The 12,855-nt window shown below is 65.5% G+C and carries 9 protein-coding genes; 1 reads left to right on the top strand and 8 read right to left on the bottom strand.

Going from position 1 to position 12,855, the window contains the following annotated elements; genetic code table 11:
• Nucleotides 1-125 precede the first annotated feature (125 nt).
• Nucleotides 126-2,783 (bottom strand): PBP1A family penicillin-binding protein, encoded by a 2,658-nt coding sequence (locus tag BGO80_RS11035; protein ID WP_286721496.1) that lies wholly within the window; start codon nt 2,781-2,783, stop codon nt 126-128.
• 256 nt (nt 2,784-3,039) lie between these two features.
• Between BGO80_RS11035 and BGO80_RS11030 the strand changes: the two genes are divergently transcribed.
• Nucleotides 3,040-3,561: a hypothetical protein gene (locus BGO80_RS11030; RefSeq protein ID WP_286721494.1), complete on the top strand. Its 522-nt coding sequence runs from the start codon at nt 3,040-3,042 to the stop codon at nt 3,559-3,561.
• Here BGO80_RS11030 and BGO80_RS11025 read toward each other — a convergent pair whose 3' ends face one another.
• The 7 genes from BGO80_RS11025 to bcsA all read right to left on the bottom strand — a co-directional run bounded on the left by BGO80_RS11025 (nt 3,562) and on the right by bcsA (nt 12,853).
• Nucleotides 3,562-3,855, bottom strand: coding sequence for a type II toxin-antitoxin system HicB family antitoxin (locus BGO80_RS11025; protein ID WP_286721492.1), 294 nt, complete (start codon nt 3,853-3,855; stop codon nt 3,562-3,564).
• Nucleotides 3,842-4,000 carry a type II toxin-antitoxin system HicA family toxin gene (locus BGO80_RS11020; RefSeq protein ID WP_502686556.1) on the bottom strand — a complete coding sequence of 53 codons (159 nt, stop codon included), beginning with the start codon at nt 3,998-4,000 and terminating at the stop codon, nt 3,842-3,844. Before BGO80_RS11020 ends, BGO80_RS11025 begins: the two co-directional genes overlap by 14 nt.
• Before the next feature lie 63 nt (nt 4,001-4,063).
• Nucleotides 4,064-5,086, bottom strand: a complete 1,023-nt coding sequence (locus tag BGO80_RS11015) for an LLM class flavin-dependent oxidoreductase (RefSeq protein WP_286721491.1) — start codon at nt 5,084-5,086, stop codon at nt 4,064-4,066.
• Between the two features lie 136 nt (nt 5,087-5,222).
• Nucleotides 5,223-7,397 carry a tetratricopeptide repeat protein gene (locus BGO80_RS11010; protein WP_286721489.1) on the bottom strand — a complete coding sequence of 725 codons (2,175 nt, stop codon included), beginning with the start codon at nt 7,395-7,397 and terminating at the stop codon, nt 5,223-5,225.
• On the bottom strand, nt 7,394-8,455 hold the full coding sequence (locus BGO80_RS11005; RefSeq protein ID WP_286721487.1) for a family 8 glycosyl hydrolase: 1,062 nt from the start codon (nt 8,453-8,455) through the stop codon (nt 7,394-7,396). The genes BGO80_RS11010 and BGO80_RS11005 overlap by 4 nt, the downstream gene beginning before the upstream one ends.
• Nucleotides 8,452-10,683, bottom strand: a complete 2,232-nt coding sequence (locus BGO80_RS11000; RefSeq protein WP_286721485.1) for a cellulose biosynthesis cyclic di-GMP-binding regulatory protein BcsB — start codon at nt 10,681-10,683, stop codon at nt 8,452-8,454. Before BGO80_RS11000 ends, BGO80_RS11005 begins: the two co-directional genes overlap by 4 nt.
• The gene (bcsA, locus tag BGO80_RS10995) at nt 10,676-12,853 is read right to left on the bottom strand and encodes a UDP-forming cellulose synthase catalytic subunit (protein ID WP_286721483.1); all 2,178 of its coding nucleotides are present in this window, start codon (nt 12,851-12,853) and stop codon (nt 10,676-10,678) included. The genes BGO80_RS11000 and bcsA overlap by 8 nt, the downstream gene beginning before the upstream one ends.
• Between the last annotated feature and the right edge of the window lie 2 nt (nt 12,854-12,855).

Here is a 12,855-nt window from a genome sequence, read left to right as displayed (position 1 = left end):
GCCAAAGCTCGTTTGGCCTGGAGAGGCCCTCGGGTCGAGCCCGAGGGCGGAACTGTGGTGGGGGCCAGACCAGCCCGAAAATACAAAAAGCCCCGGAGCGATCCGGGGCTTTTGGTTTTCACGGCTCAGTTGCCGAAGATCAGGTCCATCAGCGTGCGTTGCTGGCGCTCGCCCTGATAGGTGGGCTGTTGTTCTACGGCGGCCGGTGGCGCGAAGGCGTTGTTCTGCTGGGTGATGACCTGCTGGTTCTGCGTCGCCGGGGCGCTGGGCACCCAGACCTGCTGGCCGGTGGCAGGGTCGACGATCAGCGTCATCGGCAGACCGGTTTCGGGATCGATCGGCGCGGCGTTGAGGCCGGCATTGGGGTCCTGCACCAGACCGGCATTGGGATCGATGACCTGGCCATTGGCATCATAGGTCACGGTCTGGCCGGGCTGGGCCCAGGGATCGGCGCCATTGGTCACCGGCATGCCGGTCGCCGGATCGACCATCTGGTTGGTCTGGATCGGCGGATTGCTGGTCTGCTGGGCCAGCGGCTGCAGGCCCTGGATCGGCTGGCCCGTGGTGGGATCGATGGCCACCACCTGCCCGGTTGCCGGGTCGATCGTGGTCTGCACCGGCTGGCCGGTGCCGCCATCGACATATTGCACCTGTGACTGGCCGGTAGCTGGATCGACGACCGGCAGGCCGGTATTGGGGTCGACCAGCTGCTGGGCGATGACCTGGCCGGCATAGGAGCCGCTGGGAATCGGCGCCGGGTTCTTGCCGGCCAAAGCCTTGGTCATGAAATTGTGCCAGATCGTGGCGGGCACATTGCCGCCCGAAAGCTTGGTGCCCTTGTTGTCGTCATTGCCGAGCCAGACGCCGGTGACCATGGCCGAGGTATAGCCGACAAAGAGGGCGTCGCGCGATTCCTGGCTGGTGCCGGTCTTGCCGGCCACGTCCCAGCCGCCGATATTGGCGCCACGCCCGGTGCCCACCTCGACGGCGGTCTTGAGCATGTCGTTCATCTCGGAGAGCACCTTGGGGTCGACCACGCGGCCCGGGCCGGCATCGGAAGCCTCATAGAGCACCTTGCCGCTGACATCCTCGATCTTGGTGATGACATTGGGAATGACGCCATTGCCGCCATTGGCGAAAGGAGCATAGGCGCTGGTCAATTCGAGCAGGCTCACCTCCTGGGTGCCCAGCGCGATGGAGGGCACCGGGGTGAGGGGCGAGGAAATGCCCATGCGCATGGCCACTTCGATCACCTTTTCGGGGGTGACGTCGATGGCCAGACGCCCGGCAATGGTGTTGAGCGAATAGGCCAGGCCCTGCCGCAGCGTCACCGTGCCGGCATATTTGCCCGAGGCGTTGCGCGGGCTCCAGCCGTTGTAATCGAACTGGGCGTCCTCCGCCAAAGTGTCGGGCGTATAGCCCTTTTCCATGGCGGCGAGATAGACGAAGGGCTTGAAGGTCGAGCCGGGCTGGCGCTTGGCGGTGACGGCGCGGTTATACTGGCTCGCCTGGTAATCGACGCCGCCCACCATGGCGCGCACGGTGCCGTCGACATCCATGGCCACCAGGGCGCCCTGGCTGAAGCCGCGCTTGGCGCCTTCTTCGGCCACGGCTTCCCTGACGATGAATTCGGCATCCTTTTGCATCTTGTAGTCGATGGTGGTCTGCACCACGACGTCGCTCTGGATGTCGCCGATATAGGCAGTCATCAGGCTTTCGACCCAGTCGGCCACATAGGATTCGGAACCGGCGACGCGGGTGCGCACCGTCTGGTCGGGGTCGATGCGGGCGGCCGAGGCTTCCTCGGCGGTGATATAGCCTTCCTGCGCCATGAGGTTGAGCACGAGGCGCTGCCGCTCGATGGCGCGCTCGGGATTGACCTTGGGATTGTAAGCCGAGGGCGCCGGCAGGATGCCCACCAGCATGGCTGCCTGACCGAGGGAGAGATTGCGCGCGGAGACGCCGAAATAGGTCTGCGCCGCCGCCTCGATCCCCGTCGCACCGGCGCCGAAATAGACGCGGTTCATATAGAGTTCGAGGATTTCTTCCTTGGTGAAATTCTGTTCGAGCCAGATGGCCAGGATGGCTTCCTGCACCTTGCGGCCCAGGGTCTGGTCGGGGGTGAGGAATAGATTCTTGGCCACCTGCTGGGTGAGGGTGGAGGCGCCGCGGGTGACACCGCGCGCCTGCACGGATTCGATGGCCACGGAGATGAGGCCGATGGGGTCGACGCCAAAATGGCTCATGAAGCGGCGGTCTTCGGAGGCGATGAAGGCCGCGGGCACATAATAGGGCAGCTCGCGGAAGGTGACGGCTTCGCCGCCGGTCTGGCCGCGATTGGAGATCAGGCTGCCATCGGCCGCGAGAATGCGGATATTGGGCGGACGCTCGGGAATGGCCCAGGTATTGGAGGCCGGCAATTGCGCGCCGTAATAGACGATGACGCCGATAACGGCGAGACCGCCCCAGAGACAGGCGACAAAGCCCCACCAGAGCAGGCCCATGAGGAAGCCGCCGGAACGGCGCTTCTTGCGGGGTTTTGCGGTCTCGGCCTTGCCGCGGCGCGGCTTTTCCGGCTTCTGCGCCTTGGGCGGCTTGCGTCCGCCACCGCCACCCGCGCCCGAACCACCGCCGACGGGGCGTTCGCGATCGGATAACAAGCCCATGGACTGGCCGATGCTCGGCTCGATGCGTTGGCCCTTGGCGGCAGCGCGCGGCTGCGACTTGCCCTTTTGCGCGGGCTGGGCACCAACACGGTCATCGGCAGAAATGCGGAAATCCATCAAGCAGACCTGTTCCAGAAGATCACCGGGCCGCTTCTACCCTGTTCCTCACTCTAGGGAAACCAATGGTTACCGAGCGGTTAACAGAAGCGGGCCGAACACACCACAAGCGGCCAATCGGGGCTCAAACTGCGACAGCATCGGTTTTCCTTGGCAATTGTGGCCGGTTTATGTGGCATTTTGCGCTCATGAGCGCGGTGTTGCATGCCCGCCACGCCGCAGCAAAGCCGCAAAGCACCGCCAAGACCGCAAAACCATGATTCGTCTTCTCCTCGTTGCGCTCAGCCTCTGCCTCTCCTCGGCCGTCCTGGCGCAGTCGGCGACCGAGCGTGCCTTCGACGCTGCCATCGCCCAGACCGAGGCGGCCCTGCCGCAGCTGGGCGCAGAGGCCTTCGGTGTCGATGTAAAAGCCTATCGCGACGCGCTCAGCCTCCGGCGCTTCACCTCGCGCCATTGGGGCGGCGAGATCACCGTTGCCGTGGTGTCAGAGAGCAAGGAGAGCGGCTCCTGCGCGCGCTATGCCGCCTATGTGCGGCTGCCGCCGGAGCGCGGCGCGGTGCGGCTGGTGCTGTGTCCGCAATTTTCGACACCAGGCGCCGACGATCTTAGGCGCCTCACCATCCTTCACGAAATGGTGCATGTGGTGGCCGGGTCAAACGAATGCCAGGCCATGGCCTTTGCCGCCCTCATCGAACAGCTGGCCACCGGCAGCTTTACCCCGGTCACCCGCTATTGGGAGGCCAATGGCTGTGCGGGGTCTGGATATGCGTTGCCGTGATTATTCGGCAGCAGCGTCATAGCTGGCCGAGGGCCGAATAACGGCGATCACTGCATCGGCTGACGCCGCCATGAAATCAGCGTCCCGGCGCAAGGCTTCGATCGAGCGCGGCTTTGGGGCTGGTCCAACCCAATCCTCGAAAGCGAAATCGAGCGCGGCAGCCGCTTCGGCAATCGCTTCATCCAGCGTGTCTGCAACGGCAATGATGCCCGGCAGATCGGGAAACGACACGCCGTAGCCGGACTGGTCATCCTTGTGGATCAGGGCAACATAGTGGGTGTCAGCGATCGTCATGGTTGAGCCATCCTGCCTGCCGATAGATCGAGCGCACCGTGCCAATGGGAATGTCACGGCGCGGATGGGGCAGGATCACCACCCTGCCCGTCGCCTCCAGACGACGAATTATATCCCTGCTATCGGAGAGCATTAGCCTGGCCATCTCCCACCTCACCTTCAATGCGAGGTGGGGTCAAGCGACCATCACCGATGAGCCCGCCGCGGCTCAGCGCCAGCCGAGGGCTGGGGCGATGTGTTTGAGGATGCTCTCGATGACGTGGGCGTTGTAGTCGACGCCGAGCTGGTTGGGCACGGTGAGCAGCAGCGTATCGGCTTCGGCGATGGCTTCGTCCTGGCGCAGCGCCTCGATCAGCTTGTCGGGTTCGCCGGTATAGCCGCGCCCGAAGACGGCGCGCACTTCCGGCTCGATATAGCCGAACTGATCCTGCTCGGGACGGCCGGTGCCGAAATACATGCGGTCCTGGTCGTTGACGAGCGCAAAGATCGAGCGGCTGACCGAGACGCGCGGCTCATGGGCATGGCCGGCTTCCTTCCAGGCGGCGCGATAGGCGCGGATCTGCTTGGCCTGCTGCACGCTGAGCGGCTCACCGGTCTCGTCGAATTTGAGCGTCGAGGACTGCAGATGCATGCCCAGCTTGGCGGCCCAGACGGCTGTAGCGTCGGTTGCCGCGCCCCACCAGATGCGCTCACGCAGGCCCTCGGAATGCGGCTCGAGCCGCAACAGGCCCGGCGGATTGGGGAACATGGGGCGCGGATTGGGCTGGGCAAAGCCCTTTCCCTTGAGCACTTCGAGGAAGACCTCGGCGTGCTGGCGGGCCATGTCGGCATCGGTCTTGCCCTCTTCGGGCGCAAAGCCGAAATAGCGCCAGCCATCGATCACCTGTTCGGGCGAGCCGCGCGAAATGCCCAGCTGCAGGCGCCCACCGGCGATGAGGTCGGCAGCGCCGGCATCCTCGGCCATGTAGAGCGGGTTTTCGTAGCGCATGTCGATAACGGCGGTGCCGAGCTCGATCTTTTTGGTCCTGGCGCCGGCTGCGGCGAGCAGCGGGAAGGGCGAAGCCAGTTGGCGGGCGAAATGATGGACGCGGAAATAGGCGCCGTCTGCTCCCAATTCCTCGGCGGCGACGGCCAGGTCGATCGACTGCAGAAGCGCATCGGCGGCGGTCTGCGTGCCCGATTGCGGCGAGGGGCTCCAATGGCCGAAGGAGAGAAATCCGATCTTTTTCATGTGGCTTGTCCTGGTGGCCGGTCCCGATGGACCGCTGTTTGAGCGCTATGTGGCCTCGGCGCGTCGAAAAAACCAGCCCACCGACCCGATTGTCTTGTGTGCATCGGCCGCATGGACGGGCAGCGGTGCTGCCGGCTCAGTTGAAGAGATTGAGGGCGCGCTTGGTGGCGTCGAGGCCGGAAGCGGCGTCGCCATAGCCGGTGGCGGCGACGGCGGTAAAGATCTGTAGCGCCTCGCGATAGCGGCGCAGGTGATAATAGCTCCAGGCGCGCAAAGTCAGCAGGTCATTGCGCTCGGCGGCATAGCGGGCGCGCTGGTCCAGCGCATCGAGGGCGCGGACATAGTCGCCGATGGAATAGGCGCTGGTGGCGCGCAGGGTGAGGATGGAAATATCGAGTTCGATGATCTGCTTGCTGGTCAGCGGGGCGGCAGCGGCGGCCACCGAGGCTTCGCTGGCCAGGCCCATGCGCACATAGGCCAGGGCCTGGCCATAGGCGGCGTCGCTGCGTGTGCCCTGGGAGGGCGATTGCAGGGCGCGGGCAAACAGATCGACAGCCTGGGCCGGGCGGTTGGAGCGCATCATGCACCAGGCGCGGGACAAGGCAGCACCAGCCGAGAGGCTGGCGGCGGGAACATAGCCGGTGCAGGACGAAGAAGAGCCACCGCCCCCACCGCCTCCACCCGGGGATGGATCGGCCGGGGGGCTGGCAGGCGCATTGCGCACGCCGCTGGCGACCGGGGTCTGCGGCGTTGCTGCGGCGTCCGAAGTCTTGCCGAAATTGGCGATGCGCACCGAGCGCCCCACCCATTGGGTCTGGATGCTCTTGACCGTGGCACTGTCGCCCAGAGCGTCGGCGACCACCACCATGCCATAGGCCGCCGGCTCGAGATCGGGCTGCCAGCGCAGGGCCAGGGTGAACCATTCGAGCGCGGTCTGCGGCTGGCTGAAGGCATAGGCATACCAGCCCAGCTCCTGGGCGGTATTGGCCGAGAGCGCCGACATGGCCGCATCGGCGATACGCCCCAGCACGGCTTGGTCGAGCACCTTGCGCGGTTCGCCCGAGAGCAGGGCGGCGGCGGCATTGAGATAGAGCGGACCGATCGTGTCATTGTCGTCGCGATAGTCGGCCAGCACGCTTTCGGCGGCAGCGAAGTCGCGCACCTGCAACAGTGCCACGCCCAGCGCCTCGGCGGATTCGGCGCCGGGATCTACATCGAGCGCCTTCTGGAACAGGCGGCGCGCTTCATTGGGACGATTGCGGTGCAGCTCGAAATAGCCGAGGAGCCGCAGGTCTTCGGGCGCATTGGTGGCGGCGACGTTTTTCTCGAACAGATCGATGTCGGATGCTACCGGCATCTGGCCGCCCTGTTCGAGCGCAGCGGCAATGGCGGTGCGGGCGAGATCGAGCCGCAGGGATGCGAATTCGCCTGATCCGGTGGCGTCGGTCTTTTCCAGCGCCAGCAGCGGTTCGATCGTGGTGCGGTCGAGCAGCGCGATTGCCTTCTGCATGGTGGCGAAGCGCTCTTCGGGATTGGTGCAACTGGTCAGGATATAGCGATAAGCATCGACGGCGCGGTCCGGCGTGCCGGTATCGACAAAGGCCTCGGCCAGACGCCAGAGATTGTCGACGCTCTCGCAGACCAGCAGCCGGCCATTATTGGCGGCGATGGTGATCACCTCAGCCGAATTGCCGGCATCGGAGGCCTGGCGCAGCTGCAAGCCCGCTTCGCCCAGGCTCAGGCTGTCGAGCAGGTCGGCGGAGGGCACGAAGCCGGGGTCCTTGGCCTGCTTGGCGGCGATGGCGGCGCGCACCCCGGCGAAATCGCCCTTGGAGAACAGGTCCCACATGGCGGTGATATCGGCGTCGGGCACATAGTCGTCGGCCAGCGGATCGGCGGGCGGCTGCCAGCCGGGATGCAAAGCGCGCAGCCGCTCGATCTCGCGCTGCAGGCGCACCGTGTCGCCCTGCTGGGCGAAATAGCGCAATGCCGATTCATCCACCTCAACGGCCGGCGCGGACGGTGTGGTGGCCGGCGCCGTCGGGCTCGGCGTGGCGGTGGTATTGCCGGGCTCGGTGGGCGCGGAGAGATTGGTCTCGGCATCTGAAGGCGCCGGGGTGGCGTTCTGGGCCACCATGGTAAAACCCGGCGCATTGGCGGACGGCGTGGCTGCGGCGGGTGAAGCCTGGGCCACAAGAGTGGGCATTTGCGCATCGGCATGATAGCGCGACTGCCAGCCCTGATAGGCGAGGATGCCATAGGTGCCGAGGCCAACCAGAACCAGAGCGGCAACCGAGGTGATGGGTTTCATGGCTGGCTCTCCCCGCCGCCCAGGCAGCGCGGATCGTTGCGGCGGAAATGGTCGAGCAACAGCAATTGCAGCGTGGCCGAATAATAGCTCGAGGGGGTCATGGTGCGCAGCTCTTCGGGCACCAGCGTGCCATCGAGCAGGCAGTCCATGCCGGCCAGGATCAGCCGATAGCCGGGCTCGGTGATCGGCTCGACCGGCTTGCCGCTCACCACATTGACCTTGGCCAGATCGGGCGGCACGGCATTGCGGCGGAAGGGTTTGAGGAAAGCCGGATCGGCACCGGCGCGGATGAGATAGAGCGGGATGCGCAGGCCATTATAGCCGAATTCGGGCGGGAAGCCGGGCGCCGGACGCACCGCGCCGTCGCTGATGAGGATCCAGTCGGCGGGAATGCCCGCCGGGGTGATGGCGGAGCGGCGCAGGATATCGAGCCCGGCCTGCTCGACGGCGCGCCAATCGACCACCGGATCGAGTTCGGCAAAGGGCGAGAAGACCTCGAACACCCAATAAGATGGGTTGAGCACCGTGCCATCATTGCCGGTATCGGCGGCGAGGAAGCCGGCGGCCCCCGGCACGATCACCGGCAGCCCGTCCTCGACCCGCAGCATGGATTTGCCGATGGTGGCAACGATGGTGCGGGCCTTGTCGAGATAGTCGGGCCGGTCCCAGGCCTTGCTGGCGAGCAGCAAGCCATAGGCGATGAGCATGTCGCCATCGGTGGCATTGTTCATGTCGGTGACATGGGGCCTGGCGTCGGGCTCCCAGCGCCAGGCGGCCAGGCCATCCGGGCGTACCATCAGTTCGGTGGCGGTGAATTTCCAGATGCGCTCGAAACCCTCGGGATCATCGGCGAGGGCAGCCAGGATCAGGCCATATCCCTGGCCCTCGCTATGGCTGATATTGGCGTTGCCGGTATCGATGACGCGGCCATCATCGCCGACGAAATTGCCCATATAGGCCTGCCACTCTCCGGGCTGGAACACCGTGTCCGCCACCGCGGCGGCGGGAAGGAGGAAGAGGCTGGCCATGGCGAAAATCGCTGCGCGGATGGACTTCACTTGCGCCTCCCGATCTGGGTCAGCACGCCAGAGGTGGCGAACATGAGCAGCACTGCCGCCAAGGCAATCAACCCGGTAAAGGCCAGGATGTTCCCCGAAAACCAGTTGGCGGCCACGAGGCGCAGATTGAAGGGCGAGACCGGCTCTGCCGGGGTCACGGCCACCGCGCCCGGAGCGATGGTGGTCAGCACATCGCCATTGAGCGTGGTCACGCGGCCGGCGATCTGGCGCCAGCGGGCAGTTTCGACCAGCTTTTCGACGCCGGAGGCCAGGCTTGCACCATCGGCGGCAGCAATGGTGGTCCACAGGCCGCCTTCGGCCTGTTGCATCTGCGACAGTGCCAGACTGCCGGGCGCAGGCGCAAAGGGCGCCTGGCTGGCGGGCAGAACCCGCAGATCATCGAGGGTGAGGCCGGCGCGGTTGAGCACCCAGTTGACCAGCGGGGCCAGGGGACCACCAGGTGTGCCGGTCGAGAACTGCGTCAGCACCCGATCATCGCCGCCGGTTCCGGCAGCGGGCAGCGCCAGACCCGAGCGCGCCAGGGTGGGGGCGGAGATGGCGGAAAGCGGCATGATCAGCAGCGCATCGGCGCCAGGCGACAGCGCTGCTTCGGGGACAGTGGTCACCGCCGTCACCTGCTCGCCCGCCGCGGCCAGTCGCGCCAATATGGTCATGGCGGCGACGCGCGAGGCGCTGTCCTCGCCCCAGGCGAACTGCACACTGGGCTCGGCGGCATAGGGCATGCCGGTGGCGGCCAGCGCGCGCAGATCGGGCGCGGTTTCGGCACGGGCGAAATCGGGCATGCGCAGGGCACTGGTGGCGGAAAAGACGAAACGGGTCGGCGCCTCGCCAGTCCAGCCGGCGCTGCACACCTGATCGGACTGGGTCAGCAGATTGACCGAGAAGTCGATGACATTGCGACCCGGCTGCAGGCTCTTCATCGGGATGCGGATGACAGTATCGCGCAGCAGGCCGCCATCTGTGCGCAGCAGCGGGGTGGCCGAGGCGATCTGGCCGTTGACATAAAGGTCGATCTCGCTGCCGGGCAGTACATCGCTGGAATAGGCGGCGTCGAGCACCAGCTCCATCTTGCCGTAGCGATTGGCGTAGAAATCATATGGCAGGTTGAACTGGAACTGGTCGGTATAGCGCCGGCCGTTGAATTCGGTGGTCTGGCCGCCCAGCAGCGCCAGGCTGGTTTCCCCACCGCCGGTGATCAAGGGCAGGGTGCGGCCCAGATCGATGCGCGGCCGTCCGTCGGCAGCCATGGCCGGCATCATCGCCTCGGCGGCGCGGCCAATGGCAGCCCAGTCGGGTCCCGACACCACCAGAACCGGATTGCCGCCCTGCGGCGACTGCAGGGAGGCGACAGGGCCGCCGGCGGCCTGGTCGCGCAGCGCCACAAAGGCATCCGGCAGCCCATTGGCTGGGGCCAGCACCAGGTCGAGCGTGCCCGGCTGCGCCTCTGTGGAAAGACCATCGACGAGGTCGATGCGCAAATCGGCGACACGCAGAGCGATGGCCAATTGCTGGGTGAGCCGCATCAGCGCGCTGGTGGCGTCGGGATTGCTCATATCGGGAGCAACGACGCGCAGGGTGGTGACGCCCTCGGCATCGACGCCGATGGCGGCGATATCGGCCAGCTGGCTGATCTGGTCGAGGCCATTGCCGGCAAAGCTGAGGCGAATGCCCTCGGCCTCGAGCCTTGTCCACAATTGATAGGTCGAGCCGACGGTGCAATCGGTGCGGTGCCGCTGGACGGCGCTGAACTCGACGACATTGGCGCCAGGTTTGAGCACGCCGCTGGGCACGTCGACGGACAGCGCCGCGGGGCCGGCCGAAGCCGCAATGGGGACGGAGGTCAGCGACACGCCATTGATGGTGACCGTGAGGCGAGAGACTTCGGGCGCCACCATGACGGCATTGAGATAGCTCAAATGCAACGTGGCCGGGGCCTGGGCCTGGGCGGCGGTAAGATAGAGCGCCACCAGCCGTCGGCTGGTTTCGCCTTCGAGCGAGAGCGTGGAATCGGGGAGGATATAGCGGTCAAAGCCGGTTGGCTGCGGGGCCGGAACGGCGACCGAGGGCGTGGCCTCGGGAGCGCTTGTCGGGGGCGGGGTCACCACCAGCCCGCTTTCCGGGCCCATGTCGAACGGTGTCGGCTGGGCAAAGGCCGGGGCGGAAAGCGCCGAAGCAACAAGCAGGGGGGCGAGCAGGCGCTTAGTCATTGGCCGCTCCGGAGGAGCTGGTGGAGCCGAAACGCAGCAGGTAGCCGAGGCCACGCCCGGTTTGGTAGAGCGCCATGGCGAGGAATTGCAGGGTGCCGCGCACCACGCCGATATTGATCTGACGAGAGCGCTGGCGCAGTTGCCAGGTGGACGAATTGGCGTAAAGCAGGTCGGCGATCAGCCGGTAATCCTGGCCGCGTTCGGGCATGTAGCGCGCGCCCAGAATGGCGCCCTTGCCCTCAGAAATGGTGGAGCGCACGAAGAGCTTGAGCTCATTGCTGTCGACCGGGGTCAGCGTATTGAAGCGGATGGCGGAAGGCGCGCCGCGCCCCAGCCCGGCACTGCCATTGGGCAGGCGCACGGCCAGCCCGCCGCTCGAGACGTTGATAATGGTGCCCTTGACCCAATTGCCGTCGGCGTCGCGCATTTCGCAGCGCCGTTCGACCTCGATCCGGCGGCCGGTGCGGAATTCGCGGCGTTCGGAGACCACACCCAGGGCACAGCCGGCCAGGATCAGGTTGAGGATGTTCCAGCCGCCCACCACCATGGTCACCTCGGCCCGATAGGGCTCGGCGCCGATCTTGTAGATGGTCATGCCCAGGGCGATGATCAGCAGCAGGAAGATGAGGTAGAAGGGCCGCGACAGCTCGGACAGGCGCGACTTGTCGACGCTTTCGTCCTTGGCGGTCACCTTGAAGGTGGGCTTGGTGGGATTGCGCACCACCGAGAGCAGTGCCCCCAGCAGGTGCACCGACTGGATATATTCGTAGAGCTCGGAAATCCACGGCCAGCGCCAGCGCCCGAACAAAGAGTTCTGCATGACCAGGTTCACCAGCACATAGGTGAGCGTATAGGCGGCGAATTCCTCGCCCGAAGCGGTGAAGATCTGCAGGTCGAAGAACAGGTAGCAGAAGGGCGCGAAGAGGAAGATCATGCGCGGCAGCGGAAACAGCCAGAACAGGATGCTGGACATGTAGCTCAGCCGCTGCGGGATCTTGAGGCCGCGCTTGAACAGCGGAAAGCTGAACAGCATGATCTGCATCATGCCCTGGGCCCAACGGGTGCGCTGGCCGATGAAGCTCGAGAAGGTGGCCGGCTGCAGCCCGGCGATCAGGGGCTTGTCGACATAGATGCTGTTCCAGCCGCGGCTGTGCAATTCGAGCGCGGTTTCGCAGTCCTCGGTAATGCTGCGCCCGGCAAAGCCGCCGGTGACCTCAAGCGCCTCGCGGCTGAGCAGGGCGGCCGAGCCACAGAAGAACGAGGCGTTCCAGCGATCGAGGCCGCGCTGGATGACGCCATAGAACATCTCGTTTTCCGAGGGCATCACCTCGAAGGTGCGCAGGTTGCGCTCGAGCGGATCGGGATTGAGGAAGAAGTGCGGGGTCTGCACCAGGAAGAGCCGATCATCCCGGGCGAAATAGGGCACGGTTTCCTGAAGGAAATCACGCGCCGGGGCATGGTCGGCGTCGAACACGGCGATGAGGTCGCCACTGGAATGCGCCAGGCCATTGTTGAGATTGCCGGCCTTGGCGTGGTCGTTTTCCGCGCGCGTCAGATAGCGGCAATCGAGCTCTTCGCAGAGCCGGCGCAACAGCTCGTAGCGTTCATGAGCGGCAGCGGCGACATCGGGATCGGCATTGTTGCGCTTGGCATCGGTGCCGCCATCGTCGAGCAGCCAGACAGTGAAGCGGTCGGACGGATAATCCATGGCCTTGGCGGCGGCGAGCGTGCCGGCGAGCAGGTCGTAATCCTCGTTATAGGTGGGCACGAAGACATCGACCGTGGGCACGGCATCGTCCTTGGCGAGCTTCATCGAGGGCCGCGAGGGCATGGGCTTGATGACGACGAAGACGCTGAGGAACAGCATCATGATACAGTACATCTCGGCGAGATAGAGGATCACGCCGGGGATGAAATCGCCCCACTGGTCGAGCGGCGGCAGGGTGCTGGTGGTGCGCCAGAAGGCATAGCGCAGCACGATGACGGTGCCGAAGGTGAGCAGCAGCAGACGCCAATTGCCGTCGAGCTTGAGGATCTTGATCACCGCCATGGCCAGGATCAGCACGGCCGCGGTGACCAGGTGCACCTGCAGGCTGACAGGCAGACTGATGATGGCGAACATCACCACCGAAACGGCCAGCCAGATCAGGATCGTCAGTGCCTTCGTCATTG

The sequence above is a fragment of the Devosia sp. 63-57 genome (assembly GCF_001899045.1).
GTDB lineage: Bacteria > Pseudomonadota > Alphaproteobacteria > Rhizobiales > Devosiaceae > Devosia > Devosia equisanguinis.
Note: the sequence above shows the minus strand (reverse complement) of the source record. Positions and strands in the feature narration are given on the sequence as shown.